25 protein-coding genes are annotated in these 22,382 nt (G+C 29.1%); all 25 read left to right on the forward strand.

The window, feature by feature from the left end; all coding sequences use genetic code 11:
• Window positions 1-3: 3 nt before the first annotated feature.
• The 25 genes from topA (at window position 4) to AB4Y15_RS04185 (ending at window position 22,381) form a co-directional block, all read left to right on the forward strand.
• Window positions 4-2,088: a type I DNA topoisomerase gene (gene topA / locus AB4Y15_RS04065; RefSeq protein WP_427338613.1), complete on the forward strand. Its 2,085-nt coding sequence runs from the start codon at window positions 4-6 to the stop codon at window positions 2,086-2,088.
• 11 nt (window positions 2,089-2,099) lie between these two features.
• The gene (gene trmFO, locus AB4Y15_RS04070; RefSeq protein ID WP_427338615.1) at window positions 2,100-3,422 is read left to right on the forward strand and encodes a methylenetetrahydrofolate--tRNA-(uracil(54)-C(5))-methyltransferase (FADH(2)-oxidizing) TrmFO; all 1,323 of its coding nucleotides are present in this window, start codon (window positions 2,100-2,102) and stop codon (window positions 3,420-3,422) included.
• 11 nt (window positions 3,423-3,433) lie between these two features.
• Complete coding sequence (hslV, locus tag AB4Y15_RS04075) at window positions 3,434-4,000, forward strand: ATP-dependent protease subunit HslV (RefSeq protein WP_427338617.1); 567 nt, start codon at window positions 3,434-3,436, stop codon at window positions 3,998-4,000.
• A 13-nt stretch (window positions 4,001-4,013) separates the two neighbouring features.
• Window positions 4,014-5,408 (forward strand): ATP-dependent protease ATPase subunit HslU, encoded by a 1,395-nt coding sequence (gene hslU, locus AB4Y15_RS04080; protein WP_427338619.1) that lies wholly within the window; start codon window positions 4,014-4,016, stop codon window positions 5,406-5,408.
• Window positions 5,409-5,423: 15 nt separating this feature from the next.
• Window positions 5,424-6,206, forward strand: coding sequence for a GTP-sensing pleiotropic transcriptional regulator CodY (gene codY, locus AB4Y15_RS04085; RefSeq protein ID WP_427338621.1), 783 nt, complete (start codon window positions 5,424-5,426; stop codon window positions 6,204-6,206).
• Between the two features lie 345 nt (window positions 6,207-6,551).
• Entirely contained in the window at window positions 6,552-6,953 is a 402-nt protein-coding gene (flgB, locus tag AB4Y15_RS04090; protein WP_427338623.1) for a flagellar basal body rod protein FlgB, read from the forward strand.
• A 2-nt stretch (window positions 6,954-6,955) separates the two neighbouring features.
• Entirely contained in the window at window positions 6,956-7,396 is a 441-nt protein-coding gene (gene flgC / locus AB4Y15_RS04095; RefSeq protein ID WP_427338624.1) for a flagellar basal body rod protein FlgC, read from the forward strand.
• A gap of 14 nt (window positions 7,397-7,410) precedes the next feature.
• Window positions 7,411-7,707 carry a flagellar hook-basal body complex protein FliE gene (fliE, locus tag AB4Y15_RS04100; RefSeq protein ID WP_427338626.1) on the forward strand — a complete coding sequence of 99 codons (297 nt, stop codon included), beginning with the start codon at window positions 7,411-7,413 and terminating at the stop codon, window positions 7,705-7,707.
• 30 nt (window positions 7,708-7,737) lie between these two features.
• On the forward strand, window positions 7,738-9,279 hold the full coding sequence (gene fliF, locus AB4Y15_RS04105) for a flagellar basal-body MS-ring/collar protein FliF (protein WP_427338628.1): 1,542 nt from the start codon (window positions 7,738-7,740) through the stop codon (window positions 9,277-9,279).
• A gap of 14 nt (window positions 9,280-9,293) precedes the next feature.
• A complete protein-coding gene (gene fliG / locus AB4Y15_RS04110) occupies window positions 9,294-10,301 on the forward strand; it encodes a flagellar motor switch protein FliG (RefSeq protein ID WP_427338629.1) in 1,008 nt (335 codons plus the stop codon).
• On the forward strand, window positions 10,294-11,022 hold the full coding sequence (locus tag AB4Y15_RS04115) for a FliH/SctL family protein (RefSeq protein WP_427338631.1): 729 nt from the start codon (window positions 10,294-10,296) through the stop codon (window positions 11,020-11,022). Before fliG ends, AB4Y15_RS04115 begins: the two co-directional genes overlap by 8 nt.
• 5 nt (window positions 11,023-11,027) lie before the next feature.
• Complete coding sequence (gene fliI / locus AB4Y15_RS04120; protein WP_427338633.1) at window positions 11,028-12,347, forward strand: flagellar protein export ATPase FliI; 1,320 nt, start codon at window positions 11,028-11,030, stop codon at window positions 12,345-12,347.
• A gap of 12 nt (window positions 12,348-12,359) precedes the next feature.
• The gene (gene fliJ / locus AB4Y15_RS04125; protein ID WP_427338635.1) at window positions 12,360-12,800 is read left to right on the forward strand and encodes a flagellar export protein FliJ; all 441 of its coding nucleotides are present in this window, start codon (window positions 12,360-12,362) and stop codon (window positions 12,798-12,800) included.
• Window positions 12,801-12,812: 12 nt separating this feature from the next.
• Window positions 12,813-14,051, forward strand: coding sequence for a MotE family protein (locus AB4Y15_RS04130; RefSeq protein ID WP_427338636.1), 1,239 nt, complete (start codon window positions 12,813-12,815; stop codon window positions 14,049-14,051).
• A gap of 17 nt (window positions 14,052-14,068) precedes the next feature.
• Window positions 14,069-15,451: a flagellar hook-length control protein FliK gene (locus tag AB4Y15_RS04135; RefSeq protein WP_427338638.1), complete on the forward strand. Its 1,383-nt coding sequence runs from the start codon at window positions 14,069-14,071 to the stop codon at window positions 15,449-15,451.
• 13 nt (window positions 15,452-15,464) lie between these two features.
• Window positions 15,465-15,899, forward strand: a complete 435-nt coding sequence (locus tag AB4Y15_RS04140; protein WP_427338640.1) for a flagellar hook assembly protein FlgD — start codon at window positions 15,465-15,467, stop codon at window positions 15,897-15,899.
• Window positions 15,900-15,904: 5 nt separating this feature from the next.
• Window positions 15,905-16,288, forward strand: coding sequence for a TIGR02530 family flagellar biosynthesis protein (locus AB4Y15_RS04145; RefSeq protein WP_427338642.1), 384 nt, complete (start codon window positions 15,905-15,907; stop codon window positions 16,286-16,288).
• A 73-nt stretch (window positions 16,289-16,361) separates the two neighbouring features.
• Window positions 16,362-17,633 carry a flagellar hook protein FlgE gene (locus tag AB4Y15_RS04150; protein WP_427338644.1) on the forward strand — a complete coding sequence of 424 codons (1,272 nt, stop codon included), beginning with the start codon at window positions 16,362-16,364 and terminating at the stop codon, window positions 17,631-17,633.
• Between the two features lie 51 nt (window positions 17,634-17,684).
• Window positions 17,685-17,894 (forward strand): flagellar FlbD family protein, encoded by a 210-nt coding sequence (locus AB4Y15_RS04155; RefSeq protein ID WP_427338645.1) that lies wholly within the window; start codon window positions 17,685-17,687, stop codon window positions 17,892-17,894.
• A gap of 3 nt (window positions 17,895-17,897) precedes the next feature.
• Window positions 17,898-18,683: a flagellar motor protein gene (locus AB4Y15_RS04160; protein WP_427338647.1), complete on the forward strand. Its 786-nt coding sequence runs from the start codon at window positions 17,898-17,900 to the stop codon at window positions 18,681-18,683.
• Window positions 18,683-19,426 carry an OmpA/MotB family protein gene (locus tag AB4Y15_RS04165; protein WP_427338649.1) on the forward strand — a complete coding sequence of 248 codons (744 nt, stop codon included), beginning with the start codon at window positions 18,683-18,685 and terminating at the stop codon, window positions 19,424-19,426. Before AB4Y15_RS04160 ends, AB4Y15_RS04165 begins: the two co-directional genes overlap by 1 nt.
• A gap of 17 nt (window positions 19,427-19,443) precedes the next feature.
• Entirely contained in the window at window positions 19,444-19,857 is a 414-nt protein-coding gene (locus AB4Y15_RS04170) for a flagellar basal body-associated FliL family protein (protein ID WP_427338651.1), read from the forward strand.
• 13 nt (window positions 19,858-19,870) lie between these two features.
• On the forward strand, window positions 19,871-20,869 hold the full coding sequence (gene fliM / locus AB4Y15_RS04175) for a flagellar motor switch protein FliM (protein ID WP_427338653.1): 999 nt from the start codon (window positions 19,871-19,873) through the stop codon (window positions 20,867-20,869).
• Window positions 20,859-21,986, forward strand: a complete 1,128-nt coding sequence (gene fliY, locus AB4Y15_RS04180) for a flagellar motor switch phosphatase FliY (protein WP_427338655.1) — start codon at window positions 20,859-20,861, stop codon at window positions 21,984-21,986. The genes fliM and fliY overlap by 11 nt, the downstream gene beginning before the upstream one ends.
• A gap of 32 nt (window positions 21,987-22,018) precedes the next feature.
• Entirely contained in the window at window positions 22,019-22,381 is a 363-nt protein-coding gene (locus tag AB4Y15_RS04185) for a response regulator (RefSeq protein ID WP_427338656.1), read from the forward strand.
• Window position 22,382 lies beyond the last annotated feature (1 nt).

Raw genomic sequence — 22,382 nt, forward strand, 5'->3', positions numbered from 1 at the left:
GACTTGGCAAAATTCCTTGTTATAGTAGAGTCACCTGCAAAGGCTAAAACTATAGGTAAATTCTTAGGCAGTAATTATAAAGTAAAAGCATCTGTAGGGCATGTTAGAGATTTACCCAAAAGTAAATTGGGTATTAAAATAGAAGAAAACTTTGAACCTGAATATATAACAATAAGAGGGAAGGGGCCTATAATAAATGAGATAAAAAAAGAAGCAAAAAAAGCTGACAAGATTTATTTAGCGACAGACCCTGATAGAGAAGGAGAAGCAATTTCATGGCATTTATCGCACATATTAGGTCTTTCAAAAGATGATAAAGTTAGAATAGAATTTAATGAAATTACTAAAAACGCTATTAAAACTGCAATTAAGAAACCTAGACAAATCAATCAGAATTTAGTAGATGCTCAACAGGCTAGAAGAATATTAGATAGGCTTGTCGGATATAAAATTAGCCCTCTTTTATGGAGAAAAGTAAAAAGAGGTTTAAGTGCTGGTAGGGTACAGTCTGTTGCAACAAAACTTATTTGTGATAGAGAGAAAGAGATTGAAAATTTTAAACCTACTGAATATTGGACTATAGATGTTTTTCTTGAAAAAAATAGTCAAGTGTTCAAAGCTAATTTTTATGGTGTTAAAGAAGAAGGGAAAGAAAAGAAGTTAGAATTAAAAAGTAAAAATGATGTTGAAACTATTATTAAAGGAATTAAAACAAGTACTTTTATTATTGATGAAATTAAAAGAGGAAATAGAAAACGTAATCCTAGCCCTCCTTTTACTACAAGTACTTTGCAACAAGAGGCATCTAAACGTTTAGGTTTTTCAACTAAGAAGACAATGATGGTAGCTCAACAATTATATGAAGGTATTGATATTAAAGGAGAAGGAACCGTTGGTCTTATTACTTATATAAGAACTGATTCAGTCAGAATATCCGATGAAGCATTAAAGAAAGCTAAAGATTTTATAACAGAAGTTTATGGAGAAAAATATACAACAGGGATTAGAAAATTTAAATCAAAAAGAAAAAACGATATTCAAGATGCCCATGAGGCGATTAGACCTACTTTAGTAGATAGAACGCCAGAGAAAATAAAAGAATCTTTAAGTACTGATCAGTATAAATTGTATAAACTTATTTGGGAAAGGTTTATTGCAAGTCAAATGAGTCCTGCATTATATGAAACTTTATCAGTTAAGATTCGTGCAGGAAATTATATTTTTAAAGCTTCTGGTTCTAAAATTGTATTTGATGGTTATTTAAAAATACTTAAAGATGACAAACAGGAAAAAGAAATAGAAATTCCGAATCTTAATGAAGGTGAAACTGTAAATATTAAAGATATACAGTCTGAACAACACTTTACACAGCCACCAGCGAGATATACTGAATCTACTTTGGTTAAAACTTTAGAAGAGTTAGGAATAGGTAGACCTAGTACATATGCACCTACAATTAGTACTATTTTGAGTAGAGGTTATGTAGTTTTGGAAAATAAATATTTTAAGCCAACAGATTTGGGTATTTTAGTAACAGAGTTACTTTTGGAATATTTTACAGATATTATAAATGAAGAGTTTACTGCAGATATGGAAAATAAATTGGATAAAATCGAAGAAGGTTTGCTAAATTGGAAAGATGTAATAAACGAGTTTTATCAAGAATTTAAAGTAAGTCTTGAAAAAGCAGAAAAAGAGATAAATAAGATAGAAATTCAAAATGAAGTTACTGATATAAAATGTGAAAAATGTGGAAGATTTATGGTGGTTAAACATGGTAGGTTCGGAAAATTTTTGGCTTGTCCAGGATATCCAGAATGCAAAAATACGAAACCGATTGTGAAGGAGTTAGGTGTAAAATGTCCTGAATGTGGGGGAGAGTTGATAGAAAGACATACTAAAAGAGGTAGGAAATTTTATGGATGTAGCAATTATCCCGAATGTTCATTTGTTTCTTGGGATATGCCAACTGGAGACAAATGTCCCGAGTGTGGGGGAATATTAGTAAAGAAAAAAAATAAAAAAGGTACTTATATAAAATGTTCTAATAAGGAATGCAAGTATAAAAAAGAAACTAAAGAGGAGTAAAGGGTGATATTATGCGAAAAGAAGTAATAGTTATTGGCGGAGGATTAGCAGGATGTGAAGCAAGCTGGCAGTTAGCTAATAGAGGAATTAAAGTTAAACTATTTGAAATGAGACCTATTAAGAATACAGAAGCACATCATACAGATAAATTAGCTGAATTAGTGTGTAGTAATTCATTAAAGTCAGATAGTTTAGAGAATGCTGTAGGATTACTTAAAGCTGAAATGCGAATGTTAAATTCATTAATTATTAAAGCTGCTGATAATAATAAAGTACCTGCAGGAGGTGCTCTTGCAGTTGATAGAGAAAAATTTTCAGAAGAGATAACTAATAAGATTTGTAATCATCCTAATATAGAACTTATAAGAAAGGAAATAACTGAAATACCAACTGATAGTTTTGTAATTATAGCTACGGGACCATTAACATCTGAAGGTTTAACACATAATATTTCTAAATTAACTAAAGCTGAATACTTATATTTTTACGATGCAGCGGCTCCAATTGTAACTTATGAATCAATTAATATGAAAAAAGCATTTAAAGGCTCGAGATACAATAAAGGAGAAGCTGATTATATAAATTGTCCTATGAATAAAGAAGAATATGAACGTTTTTATGAAGAACTTATTAAAGCAGAAGTTCATCCATTGAAAAATTTTGAAAAACAGATTGTTTTCGAAGCTTGTATGCCAATAGAAACAATGGCAAAAAGAGGTAAGGAAACCTTGTTGTATGGCCCATTAAAACCTGTTGGTTTAGAAAATCCGATTACAAAAGAAAAATATCATGCGGTTGTTCAGTTAAGGCAAGATAATAAAGAAGGAACTTTATACAATATAGTTGGTTTTCAAACTAATTTAAAATGGGGCGAACAAAAGAGAGTATTTAGTTTAATTCCTGCTTTAGAAAATGCAGAATTTGTCAGATATGGTGTGATGCATCGCAATACTTATATTGATTCACCAAAGGTTTTAAAACCAACTTATCAATTAAAAGAACATAAGAATATAATGTTTGCAGGTCAAATAACAGGTGTTGAAGGATATGTTGAGTCAGCTGCTTCTGGATTAGTGGCAGGTATAAATATGTCTAGGATATTATTAGATAAAGAGCCAGTAATATTTCCAATAGAGACAGCACTTGGTTCTTTAAGTAATTATATTTCCGATGGAAGTATAAGTGATTTTCAACCTATGCATATAAATTTTGGAATAATGCCCGAATTAGAGCATAAAGTAAAAAATAAAAAAGAGAGAAATAGGTTAAAATCTGAACGAAGTTTAAAAGTTTTACAAAAATTTATCAAAGAGAATAAAATATTAGTTGATTGATGTGTTAAAATATGATAGTATTGATTGTTGCGGATAGGGGTGAGATTGTGTTTAGAGGAACTACAATTATTGCCGTGAAGAAAGGTAATAAGGTTGCAATAGCTGGAGATGGTCAAGTTACTTTTGGAGATAAAACTATTATGAAGCATACAGCTAAAAAAGTGAGAAAATTATATAATAATACCGTAGTAGTTGGATTTGCAGGTTCTGTAGCTGATGCAATGACTTTATCTGAAAAGTTAGAAGAGAAGTTGGAACAATTCAGTGGAAATCTTAAAAGAGCAGCTGTAGAGTTAGCTATGGATTGGAGAAATGATAAGATTTTAAAAAAACTTGAAGCTATGTTAATAGCAGGGAATAAAGATATTCTATTGGTAATATCGGGTAATGGTGAAGTTATTGAACCTGAAGATGGTATAGTTGCTATAGGTTCAGGTGGTAGTTATGCATTTGCAGCTGGTAAAGCTTTGCTAAAACATTCGAATCTTTCAATTGAAGAAATAGTAAAAGAGTCGCTCTTGATAGCTTCGTCGATATGTGTGTATACTAATAGTAATATTTCTGTAGAAGTAATTTAAAGGAGTGTTTTTTATGAATGAATTAACTCCAAAACAAATAGTTAAGGAATTAGATAAATATATTATAGGTCAGCAGAAAGCTAAAAAATCTGTTGCAATTGCTTTAAGAAACAGGTATAGAAGAGGTTTGTTAGACGATGAGTTTAAAGAGGAAGTTAAACCTAAAAATATATTGATGATAGGACCAACTGGTGTAGGAAAAACTGAAATCGCACGAAGATTAGCTAAACTAGTAAATGCACCTTTTGTAAAAGTAGAAGCAACAAAATTTACTGAAGTAGGTTATGTAGGTAGAGATGTAGAGTCAATGGTAAGAGATTTAGTACAGACTTCTATTCGAATGGTGAAATCAGAGAAAATTAAAATGGTATACAATAAAGCGTATAATATTGCTTTAGATAGAATTGCTGAGATTTTAGTTCCGTTACCTAAAAAAACAGAGGATTTTATAAATCCTCTAAATGTTTTCTTTGGTACTAGTAAAAATGAAAAATATGATAGCGATAATTCTATTGAAAATGAGAAAATTTTAGAACAGAGGAAAGAGATTAGAAAGAAACTTATTGGTAATGAGTTAGATAATAAGATTATTGAAATAGAAATCGAAGAAAGTAAAAATTCTACTATAGAAATGTTTAGTGGAGTTGGAATAGAAGAATTAAATATTAATATAAATGATTTACTAGGTGGAATAATTCCGAAAATGACTAAAAAAAGAAAAGTTCCTATTAAAGAAGCAAAGAAAATTTTAACTTCTCAAGAAGCTCAAAAACTTATAGATATGGATGAAGTCATTAATGAAGGAATTAAAAGAGCTGAAGAAAATGGGATAATCTTCATTGATGAAATAGACAAAATTGCTGGAAGAAATTATGGTTCTGGTCCTGATATATCAAGAGAAGGAGTGCAAAGAGATATTCTACCAATTATTGAGGGTAGTACTGTTATGACCAAATACGGTCCTGTTAAAACTGACCATATTCTTTTTATAGCAGCTGGAGCTTTTCATATTTCAAAAGTTACAGATTTAATACCAGAAATACAAGGTAGATTTCCTATTCGAGTAGAATTAGAGAATCTTACTCAGGATAATTTTAAAGAAATATTAACAAAACCACAAAATGCGCTTCTTAAACAATATCAATTATTGTTAGAAACAGAAGGTATAAAAGTAACATACACTGAAGAAGCTATTAATGAAATAGCAAGAATTGCATATCTTATTAATGAACAATCAGAAAATATAGGTGCCAGAAGATTGCACACTATATTAGAAAAATTACATGAAGATATATCTTTTGAAGCACCAGATATTGAAGAAAAAGAGATAGTAATTGATGTAAATTACGTTAGAGAAAAATTGGGTGATATTATACAAGAAAAAGATATGTCAAAATACATAATTTAATGAAGGAGGATTAATATGGGTGAAAGTTTACTACAGAAGACAAGAAGACTTAATAAAATTTTGCAGAATTCAGGTAGTAGGCCAGTTTCTTTTTCGGAATTAAGTGCAACTTTAAGTGAAATTTTGGAAGCTAATGTTTATATAGCTAGTAAAAAAGGAAGAGTGTTAGGTTTTGCTTTATCTTCAGGTTTTGAGTGTAATATAATACAAAGTGAAGTAGTGGAAGAGAGAAGATTCCCTAAAGAATATAATGATGAATTATTGAAGATTAATGAAACTAGAGCAAATACCAAAGAAATTGAAGAGTGTGTGTTTGATCAAGTGTCTAAATGCGACTATCCGAATAAATTGAGTACAGTCGTACCAATAATAAGTGGGGGTGTTAGATTAGGAACTTTAGTTCTTGCTAGATTTGGCAGAGAATTTACTGAAGAGGATTTAGTTTTAGCTGAATATAGTGCAACAATAGTTGGAATGGAAATTTTAAGAGCTAAAAATGAAGAAATAGAAGAAGAAGCTCGTAAAAAAGCAATAGTTCAAATGGCGATAGGTACTTTATCATATTCTGAATTAGAAGCAGTAGAGCATATTTTTAATGAATTAGACGGAGACGAAGGTTTACTTGTTGCTAGTAAAATAGCAGATAGAGTAGGTATTACAAGATCTGTAATTGTAAATGCACTTAGAAAATTTGAAAGTGCTGGAGTAATCGAATCTAGGTCTCTTGGAATGAAAGGAACATATATAAAGATTTTAAACGATAAATTAATAGATGAATTAAAAAAAGTTAGAAGTTAGAAAAAAAGAAAGGTATGACAGTTATGTTGTACCTTTCTTTTTTTATAATCCATAGGAAATTATAAACTGCATTAATTTGTGGATTCACAATATAATTTCCGTAATGAATATAGGTAAAATCCTCCTTATAATTCATTTAAATTGAAGATTTTATTTTTTGTTAGGACTTATTGACTATTTGAAGAAAATTGTAAAAAAATATAAAATAGAAGAAGGATATATGTCAATTAAAGAAGAAAATTAATGCTAATACAGCATAAAAATAGCATGAAAAATAAAAGTATGAAGGATTTTGTAAATTTTTATCGAATAACTTATAGATATTTAAATTTAAGAGGTGAGTTTATGTTGGATAGAATGTTTTCAACAGTTAATTTTTTAAAGCTTGCACTTGATGGGACTTGGTTAAGACATGAAGCTATTTCTAATAATATAGCTAATGCTAATACACCTGGGTACAAAAAAATTACAGTAGAGTTTGAAGATATATTAAAAGAAAATTTAGAAAACAAATCAATAAAACTAAAAGTTACAAATGAATTGCATATTAAATCACAACATAGTAATTTAGGTCCAAGAGTAATTAAACAAATGAATACTTCTACCAGATTAGATGGAAATAATGTGAATATTGATATCGAAATGGCCAACTTAGCAAAAAACACGATTATGTATAATGCTTTAATTCGACAAACAGTATCAGAATTTAGTAGAATTAAGTCGGTTATTAATGAAGGGAGGAGATAATAATGGGAGTTTTTAATGCTATAAATATTAGTGCTTCGGGAATGAGTGCAGAAAGAATAAGAATGGATATTATCTCTAAGAATATAGCTAATGCAAATACAACTAGGACAAGCAGTGGACTTCCCTATAGAAGAAAAGTAGTAGTATTTAAAGAAAAAAATAATAAACCTTTTTCATATTATTTGTCTGATTATTCACGTAAGATTTTAAATGGACAAGGCGTAAAGGTTAGTGCAATAATAGAAGATAAAAGTCCGTTTAAAAAAGTATATGAACCAGGGCATCCTGATGCAGATAAAGATGGATATGTTTTAATGCCGAATGTAGAAGTGGTTAAAGAAATGGTAGATATGATATCTGCTTCTAGAGCTTATGAAGCAAATATAGCAGCAATTAATTCTTCTAAAACTATGGCGATGAGAGCCTTAGAAATAGGTAGATAAGGGAGGACAAGTATATGGAGATAAACAATATAAGTAAGATAGGAAATTCAAGTTATGTAAGTAAGAATATTAGTGTGAATAATAATGGAAAAGATTCTTTTGGAAAATTTTTAAAAGAAGCATTAGATAAAGTAAATAGTTTACAAATAGAAGCTGAACGTTATAATAAATTATTGGCAATAGGGCAGATAGATAATATTCATGAAGTAATGATAGCTAGTGAAAAAGCGAATATAGCTTTACAGCTTACATTGAGTATTAGGAATAAGGTTATAGATGCATATAAGGAGATAATGAGGATGCAAATTTAATTTAGTCGTAGCAGGAAATGAGGTGATTGAGTGTCTGAAACTATAAATAAAATTAGAAATCAGCTTAACGATTTTTGGAGTGGACTAGATAAATCGAAGAAAATTAAGTTAACAGTTAGTGCATTTTTAGTTATTATTAGCGTTAGTTTGGTTACATATTATTTTACACGTACAGAATATGAAGTTCTTTATAAAAACTTGAGTTTAAAAGATGCGGGACTTATAACAGATAAGTTAAATGAAATGGGCATAAAATGGAAAAATGCAGATGAAGGCACAACTATTTTAGTGCCAAAAGGGTATAAAAATAAGGTGAAAATTCAGTTAGCAACCGAGGGGCTGCCTAAAGACGGTTATAGTTTTCTAGATGCATTAAATGATAATAGTTGGACTATGACAGATTACGAAAAAAGGCAGAGATTAGAATATGCTTTAGAAAATGAACTTGCAAGTACTATAGCAGAAATTGATGGAATAGAAGGTGCTAAGGTATATTTAGATATACCAGATGAGAGTAGTTTTGTATTAAAGCAAAGTGAGGAAGCTACAGCTTCAGTTTTCGTTAAATTATCTAGGGGGCAGCATTTATCACAAGAGCAAGTACTTGCTATAAGAAACTTAGTAGCTGGAGCTGTTAAAGAAATAAAGTTAGAAAATGTTTCAATTATTGATGATACAGGTGAATTGCTTACTGCAGATGAAAATATCGGAAGATATAATTATAGCAAGCAATTAGATATTCAATGGAGTATACAAAAAAGAATTGATAATAGTATAAAAAGGTTTTTAGAAACTATGTTTGGCTACGGAAATGTTGATGTAAGATCAAGTGTAAAGATGAATTTCGATAGTGAAGTTACAAAAGTCATACAATTTCAACCACCGGTAGATGGCAGTGATGAAGGTTTAATACGTAGTATGGAGCAATTAGAGGAGAATATGGTTAACGGACTAGATGGAGGAGTGCCAGGAGTCGATTCGAATTCTGATAATATAGTTGATTATGTACAGTCTGATAAAGACAATTCAAAGTTTTATAAAGCAAGTAAAACAATTAATTATGAGTTAAATGAAATAAACAAGCAAATTGAAAAAGCACCTGGCAGTATTGAATCTATAACTGTTGCAATTTTGATTAATGAAGATGCGATTGCAGATGGAGAGCTTTCAGCTGAAGAAAAGAAGGAAATTATTAAATTAATATATGCAGCTACAGGATTAGATACAAAACAAGTACAAGTAAATACAGCAAAATTTAATAAGTCATTACCAGATAATATTGATTATGTTACTAATGACGCTAGTAATAAAAATAATAATCTGATTTTGATATTATCAATAGCTTTCATTGCATTAGCCGGGTTATTTGGAACTATTTACTATAGGCGTAAAAATGAAAAATATGATATCAATGAGGTGTTAGAACAGAAATCAACACAATTTGAACGGATAGAAGAGATAGATTTAGCAAGTAATGAAAAGTCAGAAATTAAGAGTCAAATTGAGAAGTTTATTGACAAAAAACCAGAAGCTGTTGCACAATTATTAAGAACTTGGTTAAATGAGGATTAAGGGGGAGGAGAACCATGTCCAGATTACAGCAACTGACTGGAAGAGAGAAAGCTGCAATATTATTGATAACTTTAGGGCCACAAAAATCAGCTGAAATATTTAAACATCTAAATGACGAAGAGATTGAAGAGCTTACTTTGGAAATTGCAAATATTAGAATGGTTTCTCCTGAAGAAAAGGAAAAAGTGTTAGAAGATTTTTATCAATTATGTTTAGCTCAAGAGTATATATCTGAAGGCGGAATAAATTATGCTAAGGATGTTCTAGAAAGAGCTTTAGGTTCTCAAAAAGCAATTGATATAATTAATAGATTAACTGCTTCATTACAAGTAAGACCTTTTGAGTTTATTAGAAAGGCAGATCCTAATCAATTGCTAAATTATATACAAAACGAACATCCACAGACTATAGCTTTAATATTGTCATATCTTAAACCTAGTCAAGCAGGGCAAATTCTATCGAGTTTGCCTCAAGATAAGCAAGCTGAAGTAGCAAAAAGAATTGCAATAATGGATAGAACGTCACCTGATATAATTAAGGAAATAGAAAGAGTGTTAGAGAATAAATTCTCAAATCTAGTTACCCAAGACTATACAAGTGTGGGTGGAATTGAAACAATAGTATCTATACTTAACACTGTTGACCGTGGAACTGAAAAACATATTATGGAAGAATTAGAAGCACAAGATGCTGAATTAAGTGAAGAAATAAGAAGAAGAATGTTTGTATTTGAAGATATTGTAACTTTAGATAGTAGGTCTATACAAAGAGTTATTAGGGAAATTGATAACAATCAATGGGCAATTGCTCTTAAATCTGCTAGTGAAGAAGTTAAACAAGTTATTTTTGCTAATATGTCTAAGCGTTTAGCAGAAATGATAAAAGAAGATATGGAATTTATGGGTCCTGTTCGATTGAAAGATATAGAAGAAGCTCAACAGAATATTGTTAATGTTATAAGAAGACTTGAAGAAGAAGGCGAAATAGTTACTCCAAGAGGAGGGGACGAGATAGTTGTCTAATGTTATTAAGTCATATCAAGTGATTGTAGAAACACCTATTACAGATGGTAATGTAAAGACTGATAGTAAAAATAATGTTGAAAAGATCATAGAAGATGCTTGGAAAAAACATGATGAAATCATAAATAGAGCTAAAGCTGAAGCAGAAACGATTCTTAATGAAGCAAGAGAAAATGCAGATGTTATAATGGAAAAAACGTATAAAAAATCTCATTTGATAATTGAAGAATCAAAACAAAAGGGTTATGAAGAGGGTTATAAAAAAGGTTATGAAGAGGGTTGTATAGAAGCTGAAAAAATTATTAAAGAAGCTAATAATATAAAAAGAGAATATCTGCAAAAAAGGGCCGTATATTTGAAACAATTAGAAAAAGATATTATAGAGTTAGTGATTAACATAAGTGAAAAAATAATTAACCAGAAACTGGATGATGATAAAGAAGTTATTATATCGATTATTTTAAAAGGTTTAGAGAGTTTATTAATAAGTGATAAAGTTGTTATTAGGGTTTCTAAAGATGACTATGATATTGTTGAACTTGCTAAAGAAAGATTATTAGCAGAAGCAAGTTTGATCGAAGATATTGAAGTGAAAATTGATAATAAATTAGAAAAAGGTGGCTGTGTTATAGAGACTGAAAGAGGTTGTGTAGATGTCAGTATAAAAACTCAAATTGAAGCAATGAAAAAAACTTTAAAAGATATTTTAAATAGTGAGTGATATGTATGGAAGTAATAGATATAAAAAAATATGTAGATGCAGTTAATAATGTTAAATTAATTAAGTACTATGGGAAAGTAACTAAAGTTATTGGTCTTACAATTGAATCAAATGGTCCACAAGCCAGTATAGGAGAACTATGTTATATATATCCTTTTAGCAGTAAAGTTGCTATACCAGCTGAAGTAGTTGGATTTAAGGAAGACAAGGTTTTATTAATGCCTTTAGGAGATATGGAGGGAATAGGACCAGGTAGTATTGTTGTATCAACAGGAAGTTCTTTAAAAGTTAATGTTAGTGAAGAGCTTATTGGACGAGTTTTAGATGGATTAGGCGAACCGATCGATGGCAAAGGGCCGATAAGTAATAGTAAAACTTATTCAGTTATGAATAACCCACCAAATCCTTTACAAAGAAAGAAAATAAGAGAAATTTTACCATTGGGTATAAAAGCAATAGATGGTTTATTGACTTGTGGGAAGGGGCAAAGAATAGGCATTTTTGCAGGGAGTGGTGTTGGAAAAAGTACGACATTAGGAATGATTGCAAGAAATGTAAAAGCGGATGTTAATGTAATTGCACTTATAGGTGAAAGAGGTAGAGAAGTAAGAGAATTTATAGAAAATGATTTGAAAGAAGAAGGGTTAAAAAAGTCCGTTGTTGTGGTTGCGACATCTGATAAGCCTGCTCTTGTCAGGATGAAAGGAGCTTTTTTAGCAACAGCGATTGCTGAATATTTTAGGGATAAAGGTAAAAATGTGATGCTTTTAATGGATTCGTTAACTAGATTTGCAATGGCACAGAGAGAGGTTGGGTTAGCTGTTGGAGAACCACCGGTTACAAAAGGATATACACCATCGGTTTTTGCATTACTACCGAAACTTTTAGAAAGAGCAGGAACATCGGATAAAGGGACAATTACAGCCTTATATACGGTTTTAGTCGATGGAGACGATTTAAATGAACCAATAACTGATACCGTAAGAGGAATATTGGACGGACACATAGTTTTGTCAAGAAAATTAGCAAATCAAAACCACTATCCTGCAATTGATGTGTTAGCAAGTATTAGTAGAGTAATGCCTAACATATGCGACCAAGAACATATAGATCTTGCTAATAAAATAAAGGATATAATATCAACTTATAAGGAAGCAGAAGATTTAATAAATATTGGTGCCTATAAACAAGGTACTAATGAGAAAATTGATATTGCTATTAATGTTATAGAAAAGATTAATAGTTTTCTAAAACAAGATATAATGGAAAAATATACATTAGAAGAAACAATAAAAATAATGAAGGATATCATATCAGAACTTTAGGATGTGATTTGAATGCAAAGTAGTTTTAAATTTAAGTTTCAGAAGATTTTAGAGTACAAGGAGACTATGGAAAACTTAAGATTAGCTGATTATAATAAGGCAAAAGAGATTTTAAAGTCAGAAGAAAAAAAACTTAAAGAATTAATAAATTATAAAAAGAATGAATTAGCTATGAGAAATATAAACGTAAAAAATACGACCATATTTGATTTGAAAAATTACAGTATGATACTAGGCTATATTAATAAGGAAATAGCAAAGCAAGAAACTAGAGTAGATAATGCCAGAGATATAGTGGATAGTAAGAAAAAAGTTCTTTTAGAAGCTTTAAAGGAAAAAAAAATAATGGAAAAAATCAAGGAAAAGCATTACAATGAGTTTATTTATGAAATTAAAAAAGAAGAGGATAATTTGACAGATGAAATTGTAAACTTCAGAAGCAGTAAGAATTAACGGGGGTTTGTTATGACGAAAGAAAAAAAGAGAGGTAATAAAATTGTTTCAATAGTTGTTATTATATTTTTAACATTAACTATACCAATTGGGGTTTTAGCAACGATTTATTATAAAGTTGATTCTTTTAGAACATTAGTTAATAATCAGTTGAAAGATGCTCCAGGTTTTGTAGGGGAGTATTTTAGTAGATATCCGACTGAAGAAGAAATTGAAGCTAAAAAAATGTTTCTTATCGAGTATCTTAATAAGATTGATATAAATAGTGCAGCAGATAAATTGTATATTATAAAAAAAGATGACAACAAGCTTTATAATGAGATTATAAGATTGATGAATAGTAAATACCCAAGTAAAACAGTAGATATGATTAAATTGATTAGAGAGATGGAATTGAGAAAAGATTTGCTTTTTTCATTGTATGATGAAATACAAAAAGAAGAGCAAGATAATATTAAAAAAGAAGCAGAAAGACTTCAAAAAATGGACAGTTATTTAGCTTTAAAAGAAATTAAAGAGAAAATTAATAGTAGTACAAATGAACAAGATAAAGTTGCATATATAATTAATAATATGGATGATAAGAAAGTAGTAGAGATTCTATATTATTTAAGTGATGATGAAAAAAAATTAATATTATCTAAGTTGTCATCAATTGATAAAGATAAAATGTATATATTAAAATCTTATTTACTAGAAAGAGAGATGAAATATGAAGAGTTTAGGAACCTAGCGAAAATTTATGCAGGAAAGAATTCATATGAGGCTTATAAAATCCTGGGAAATACAGAAAAGTACTCAATTGGGGATTTAGCTAAAATATATATGAATTTACCTTTAAAGAAAGCAGCAGATATTCTTAAATATTCAGAAGATAAAGATTTTATTGAAGAGTTATTTTATAATATTAGACATGAAGAACTACTAACTGGTTCAAAAGAAAATATTACAGTTAAATTAAGTCAAATTATTGATTACATAAAAGAGTATGAAGAAAAATTAAATGATTTAGTTTTAATTTACGAAAAAATGGATGCTAAGGATGTAGCTAATATTATTGAAAAATTAATTGTAAACGACAAAAAATTAACAGCACTTGAAATAGATTCTATCAGCTACTATACTGTTTCTGATTCAAAATTGGCTATAGATATATTAAGAAGATTGAAAAAAACGACTGTGTCAGAAGTACTAAAAAATTTAAATGATAGAAAAGCAGCTGAAATTACTAGGAAGTTAGCTCTACAATGATGAAAGGAGGTGAGTTAGTGAATAGTATTGCTGAAATAACTTTTATTAATAATAATTTTAAAGCAGATACAAAGTGTAATTTCAAAGAGAAATCAAAAGACAATAGTTTTGAAAATGTACTAAGTGATAAGTTGAATAATAAGGAGGATAAAGAAGTTCAAGACAGACAAATTATTTCGGTTAAAAGTTACAATAAAGATAAAGAAGACAGAAAAGGTAAGGTTAATTTAAAAAGAAAAGATACCGATAGTGAAGAAATACAAAAAGATGAAGATATTTATAATGAGGAAAACGAAAATGTTGAATTTGCTGATAGAAAAATTAATATAAATTTTATGTTAGAAAATATTGAAGAGATAATAGCTGATATTAACAAAATTTTATTAAATAAAAATAACGAAAAAACTAAATTAAATAGTGATTTTAAAAGTCTTTTGATTCAGTTTGAGAATATTAAGAAACATGATGTTTTAAATCTAAAATTGGAAAAGAATATTATAGGACTAACAAATCAAATAATAACTTTATTACAAACATATAAAGAAAATGAAGAAATTAAAATGGACCAGGAAATTAGTGAATTATTCAGTAAATTAAATTATTTAGTAGAAGATTTATTAAATAAAAGTGAACAAAGTGAAAACCTTAAGTTTTTTGAAGGATTTACAAGTAGAAAAGATAATATGAAAAAGCTTAATACATACAGAGAAAGTAATGAAAATAAAGAAAATAGAGAAATAAGATTAGCTGGTAATATGAAAAATGAACATTATAAGTCACTTATAAAAGAAGATTTAATAGAAGATAAAATAATAGAAAATGATTTTGTAGGTAATAAAAATGAAAGAATTTTAACAGTAAACAACTATATGAACAATTTAATTGATAAGTTCAATGATGTTAAAGAAAGTATTTTAAATAACTATGAGAACAATTTAGCTGATGAAAGAACTTTATTACAGAATATAGATAAAAATATGTTGATGAAACAGATTATTGAAAAATTGAGTTTAAATAATAAAAAAATAAATCCAGAAATAAGAATTAAGCTAAAACCAGAAGTTTTAGGCGACTTATTTTTAAAGATTACAACAAAAGAAAATTTAGTTTTAGCTCGAATCATTGTAGAAAATTATCAAGTAAAACAAGCAATAGAAGCAAATTTAGATATTTTAAAAGACAATCTTAAAGAACAGGGATTAGAAATTCATGAATTTAGTATAGATGTAGGACAAAGTGCAAATTTTGAAAATTATAATTCTCAATCTGGTTATAACAGAAATTATTTTATGAATCAAAAGGGAAGTAAGTTAATAAATCGTGATGTTGAAAAAGAATTCTTATATAATAATGAATTATTAAATAGTCTCATAGATAGTAGTATTGATTTAAAAGCATAGAGGTGATAATTTAATGAGTATTAATGAGGTTAACAATCAGAAATTTTATAGCTTTACAAATGATAATTCAAAGTCTCATAAAAAAACTGATACAAATAATAGTACTTTAGGTAAAGATTCTTTTTTAAAGTTATTAGTAACACAGTTGAGAAATCAAGATCCATTAAATCCTATTGATGATAAAGAGTTTATTTCACAGATGGCTCAATTTAGTACATTAGAGAAAATACAAACATTAGATGAAAACTTGCAAAAGTCGCAAAAAAATATATTGGAGGAGATTAAAAATTTTAACAGTTATCAAAAGGAGATTAAAAAAGAGATCAAAAGTTTAATTAATAGTTTTCAAAAAGAGAATGCCGAAAAACTACTAGAAATTAAGACAGTCTTGAATTCCATTGAGAGGAATATAAATGAAATGTATTTTAGTAATACAAATTTGGAGTGATATAGATGAATGTTTCTTATGAAAATATAATAGTAAAAAATAGAATTAATTCTAGTGAATATATAAGAAAAAAAATAAATGTGGAACAAAATTGCAGTTTTGATGATATATTAAGAAAAATTGAAAAAAAAAGTAGCCAATTGAAATTTTCAAAACATGCAGTTAAGAGAATGGAATTAAGGAATATAAAGCTTAATAAAGATGATTTGAAGAGTATAGAAAATGCTGTTAATAAGGCAGAAGACAAAGGTGTTAAAGAAGCTTTAGTCCTTTTTAAAGATAAAGCTTTTATAATAAGTATTAAAAATAGGACTGTTATTACAACTGTAACTCAAGAGCAACTAAAAGAGAGTGTGTTTACAAATATTGATGGAGCTGTAATTATATAGCTGGACCTTTTTAGGGAGCTATTTATGCCTGACTGACAGAGGGCATAACAAAAAATGAAGGGGGTTTTTAATTATGATGAGATCAATGTATTCAGGTGTATCTGGATTAAGAGTACACCAATTAAAAATGGATGTAATTGGTAATAATATAGCTAATGTAAATACAGTAGGTTATAAAAAGGGACAAGTTACTTTTCAAGAAGTTTTTAGCCAAGTTGTAAAAGGTGCTGGAGCTCCTCAAAATGGCAGAGGGGGTACAAATCCACAGCAAATAGGTTTAGGATTAAAGCTCGGGTCAATTAATACAATTTTTACAAAAGGACCATCACAAAGAACGGATAATCCAACGGATTTAATGATTGATGGGGAAGGGTTTTTTATGGTTACTGATGACCCTAAATATGAAAATATTTATTATACAAGAGCAGGTAATTTTGTTCTAGATAAAGAAGGCTATTTGGTAACACCTGATGGTTTTAAAGTATTAGGGATAAATGATAAAGGAGAGTATGCTCCTATTAAAATTAATCGTTCAGAGATAGCACCACCAAGCGCATCTACTACAATTGAATTTATAGGAAATTTAGATTCTAGATTTAAAGAAGGAGAAGAGTTTTTAACTGATACAATAGTAAAGGACAGTTTGGGAAATTCGTATAAGGTCAATTTTAAATTTACGAAGACAGCAAATGCTAACGAATGGAATTTAGATGTAGTTAATGTAATAGATTTAGCTACGGGCAATGTTATTGATCCGGCACCAACAAGTTCAACACAAACGTTAACTTTTGATAACGGTGGATTTTTAACCAACGCGACTAAGATTTTTGAAATAAGTTTTTCTAAATCAGATACATATTATTTTGGTTCAGATAGTACAACTAGTAAATTAGTAGTAGATTTTTCTAAAATCACACAATTTGCAAATGAAAATGATGTAAAGGGATTTGATGTTCCAGATCAAAATGGACAGAGCGGTAAAAGTGCTGGCTTTTTAACTGGTTTTGCTGTTGATGCTTCAGGAGTAATTACTGGAAGCTTTACAAATGGTGAGAAGAAGTCATTAGGACAATTAGTACTAGCTAAATTTGATAATCCTATGGGATTACAAAAGGTAGGTAATAACTTTTTTGAAAGCACACCAAACTCAGGTGAACCTCAGATTGGGAAACCTAGTTCAAGCGGTTTTGGTTCAATAAATCCAGGAGTTCTTGAGATGTCAAATGTAGATTTATCAATGGAGTTCACAGAAATGATTACAACACAAAGAGGATTTCAAGCGAATTCAAGAGTTATAACAACAACTGATGAAATGTTACAAGAATTAGTTAATATGAAAAGATAACTATTAGGGTAGATTTCTACCTTAATAGTACTTGTAGATGGAGATGATTGTATGGTAATATTGAAAAGGATAAATGGAAAGGAATTTGCGTTGAATAGTGATTTAATCGAATTTATTGAAGCAACACCTGATACAATAGTAACATTAACTAATGGTAAAAAATTTGTTGTAAAAGAAACAGTAGAAGAAGTAATAGATAAAGTTATAAATTATAAAAGGAAAATTTACAAAGGTTTATCAAACATAGGAAATGAGGTGTAACTGTTGGATTTAGCAACTGCCATTGGTTTTATAGCAGGTATTGGATTCGTTGTATGGGGAATTTCACAATCAGGTAATATAGGAAATTTTATTGATTTTCCTTCCTTAGTTATAGTTCTCGGAGGAACTATAGCTGCTACTTTTGTTAGTTATCCTCTGTCTAAAGTATTAAAAACATTAAAAGTTGTAAAAAATGCATTTATGACTAAAAATGTTTCACCAATAGAAATAATAAATGAAATAATTAAACTGGCTAATATAGCTAGAAGAGAAGGGCTTCTTGCATTAGAAGAAGCTGCAGAAAATGTAGATGATGTGTTTTTAAAAAAGGGGATTGTTCTAATAGTCGATGGTACTGATCCAGAACTTGTTCGAAATATATTAGAAACAGAACTAGCTTTTACTGAAGAAAGACATGGTGAAGGACAAGGTATTTTTGAAGCAATGGGTAGCTATGCTCCTGCATTTGGTATGATAGGTACTTTAATAGGGCTTATTAATATGCTTAAAGATTTAAATGATCCTGCTAGTATTGGACCGAATATGTCTGTAGCTTTAGTTACAACTTTTTATGGTTCTTTATTTGCTAATTTAATATTTATTCCGATTGCTAATAAACTTAAAGGCAGAAGTCGTGAGGAAATACTTATAAAAGAGCTGATTGTTGAGGGGCTTTTATCAATCCAAGCTGGTGAAAATCCTAGAATTATAGAAGAAAAATTAAAAACCTTCTTACCACCTGAAATGAGAAAAACTATGGAAAAAGAAACTGAAGGTGGGGAAGCATAATGAAAAGAAGGAAAAAAGAAGAAAAAAAAGGCGCACCTGAATGGATGACTACATATGGAGATATGGTTACTTTGCTTCTTTGTTTCTTTGTATTATTGTTTTCTTTTTCTGAAATAAATGTGCAGAAATTTGAAGCTATTATGAAGTCATTTCAAGGTTCACTAGGTGTTTTGAAAGGTGGAAAGACTATACAGGATGTACCTTTTATAAATGATGGGAATTTATATCAAGATAAATCTACAAATGAAAAAAAAGAGATTGAGGATTTTCGAAAATTAAAAGTTTTAATTGAAGAATATGCAAGAGAAAAGGGTCTAGAAACTAAGGTAATAGCTAGAATCGAAGAAAGAGGTTTAATAATTAGAGTTTTAGATAATGTATTTTTTGATTCTGGGAAAGCAGAAATAAAACCGAAAGCGAAAGAAATTTTAAGATATATAGGGGATATACTTAATAGGAATGAATTTAAATCCAAGCATATAAAAATAGAAGGACATACAGATACAGATCCGATAAGAACATCAAAATTTCCATCAAATTGGGAATTATCTGCTATTAGAGCTACTAATGTTTTAAGATTTTTAATAGAAGAAAAGGGAATAGAAGGAAATAGAATATCTTCGGCTGGATATGCTTATTATAGACCTGTAGCTCCTAATGATACGCCTGAAAATAAAGCTAAAAATAGAAGAGTTGATATTGTAATTTTAAAATCATCTTATGCAAAATGGGAACCAGATTAATAAAAGGGGTTGTAAATATGAATAGTAAAAAGATTTTAGTTATTGCTGTTGTAATATTAGCAGTTTCATTAGTTTTAGTAGCTGTTTTCTCATTTTTATATATTAAAAGTAAGGCAGATGTTAATAAACCAAAAGAGAAGTTTTATTTTGATGTAGGTGAGATGTATAGTAATGTAAAGGATAGTAGTAGTATTGTTAAAGTCGATATTACTATAGAAGTAACAGATAAGGAATTATTAAAAGTATTAGAGAAAAAGAAGTTTTTAATAAATAATCAGATTAATGAGATTATTAGAAGTAAAACAGAAAAAGAATTAGAGGGTAGTGATGGACAAGTTCTGCTTCAGAGAGAAATTACAGCAAAATTAGCAGAATTATTTAATACTAAAGATATAACAAATATATATTTTAAAGAATTAATTGTACAGTAGGGAGGTATAACTATTGTCTGAAGTTCTTTCACAGAGTGAAATAGATGCCCTACTCAAGGCTTTAACTTCTGGAGAAGTAGATGTTAAAGAAATAAAAGAAGAAGCAAAAGAAAAGAAAGTAAAAAAATATGATTTTAGAAATCCGCAAAAAATAGCTAAAGACCAGATGAGGACATTGGGCATTATTCATGACAAGTTAGCTAGATTACTACAGACGTTTTTATCAGGTTATTTAAGAGCACCTATAAATGTAGAAGTATTAACTATTGATCAATATGTTTTTAGTGAGTTTAGTAATGCAATTTCAAACCCTGCTTTTCTTTCAATTATAAATTTTAACCCATTATCGGGACAAATTATTTTGGACATTTCACCTAATATTGCTTATGCTGTTATAGATAGATTATTAGGTGGTAATGGTAGTAATATTGAATTAAATCGTAGTTTTACTGAAATAGAGCTAGTATTATTAAAGCAAGTTTTTTATCGAATTCAAGATATAATAACGCAAGCTTGGGATAATATATTAGAGTTGAAACCATCTTTAGAGAAAATAGAAACTAATTCACAATTTATACAAATAATTTCTCCTAGTGAAACAATAGTATTAATTACATTAAATATAAAAATAGGAGAAACTGAAGGAATGGCTAATATATGTATTCCTTACTTAACAATAGAACCTATATTAAACAAATTAAGCACTAAACTTTGGTATTCGACAAACAATAAAGATATTGATTCAACCGAAATAGAGATTGTTAAAAAGAGAATAAAAAAGGTAAAGGTACCTTTAATAGTGGAAATCGGTAGTACTATGATTACAGTTAAAGATTTATTAGATTTACGAGTAGGTGATGTTATAAAGCTTAATAAAACAAGAGATAGTGAATTAGAAGTTAAAGTGGGTTCGAAAACGAAGTTTTATGGGGTACCTGGAGTTAAAAATAATAAAATGGCTGTTAAGATTACCAGAGTCAAAAAGGATGGTGAAGATATAGATGACGAATAATATGCTTTCACAAGAAGAAATAGATGCTTTACTAAAAGGAGAGCTAGCAGATAATAATGAATCAGTTACAGTAAATGAAGAACTAACTGAAATAGAAAAGGATGCACTAGGAGAAATAGGAAATATCAGTATGGGAACAGCAGCAACAACTTTATATACTTTGCTTGGTAAAAAGGTTACTATTACAACACCTAAAGTAGAGGTAACTAATACAGAGGAGCTTTCGAAAAAATACGCGGTACCATTTGTAGCTGTAGATGTGAAATATAAGTTAGGACTTGAAGGTTCAAATTTATTAATATTAAAAACAGATGACGTAAAAGTTATTACCGATCTTATGATGGGTGGTGATGGTACAAATATAGATAGAGAGTTAAATGAGATGGATTTAAGTGCCATAAGTGAAGCAATGAATCAAATGGTTGGTTCGTCAAGTACTTCACTGTCAGAGATGTTTTCTACAGTTATTGATATTGAGCCTCCTAGAGCTTTTTTAATAAAGCTAAATGATGACAATATAGATTTAGATATTTTTAAAAATAAAACTATTGTTAAAATATCTTTTAGAATGATCATTGGAGATTTAGTTGATAGTGAAATAATGCAACTTCTACCAATTGATTTTGCGAAAAATATGGTAAGTAGGCTTTTAGGACAAGAATCTAATTCTAATTTTGATAATTCGGATAAAAATACAGATTTAATTAGTCAAGAAGAAGATGAAAAGTCAGATAATGAGTCCATGAATAGCATAGAAAATTTAAGTTATAATGCGAATAACAAAGAAATTAAGGAACAAGAACATATTAATGTAAGAAAAGTAGAATTCCAGTCCTTTGATGAGAATAAAAAAATAGAATATAATGAAAGCATTGATTTAATACAGGAGATACCTGTAGAAGTTACTGTTGAATTAGGTAGAACAACTAAAAAGATTAGTGAGATTTTAGAATTTGGTCCTGGAACAGTTATAGAATTGGACAAGCTAGTTGGAGAACCTTTAGAGATATTTGCAAACGGCAAATTTATTGCTAAAGGTGAAGTTGTAGTAATTGATGATAATTTTGGTGTTAGAATAACAGATATTGTAAACCCATCAAAAAGAACAAATAAATAAAATTTAAAAAGAAATAATAAGGAGGAATTAATATGGGTAAAGGAATACTTATTGTTGATGATGCTGCTTTTATGAGAATGATGATTAAGGACATTTTGAATAAGAATGGATATGAGGTTATAGGTGAAGCTGATAATGGGGCTAAAGCTATTGAAAAATATAAAGAGCTTAAACCAGATTTAGTAATAATGGATATTACAATGCCAGAAGTAGATGGAATTCAGGCTGTAAAGGAAATTAAAAAGTTTGATGAAAATGCAAAAATAATAATGTGTTCAGCTATGGGACAACAAGCTATGGTTATTGAATCAATTCAAGCTGGAGCTAGAGATTTTATAGTGAAACCATTTCAAGCAGATAGAGTTATAGAAGCTGTAAAAAAAGTATTAGGTTAAC

Source organism: Caloranaerobacter longqiensis (assembly GCF_050286925.1).
Taxonomy (GTDB): domain Bacteria; phylum Bacillota; class Clostridia; order Tissierellales; family Thermohalobacteraceae; genus Caloranaerobacter.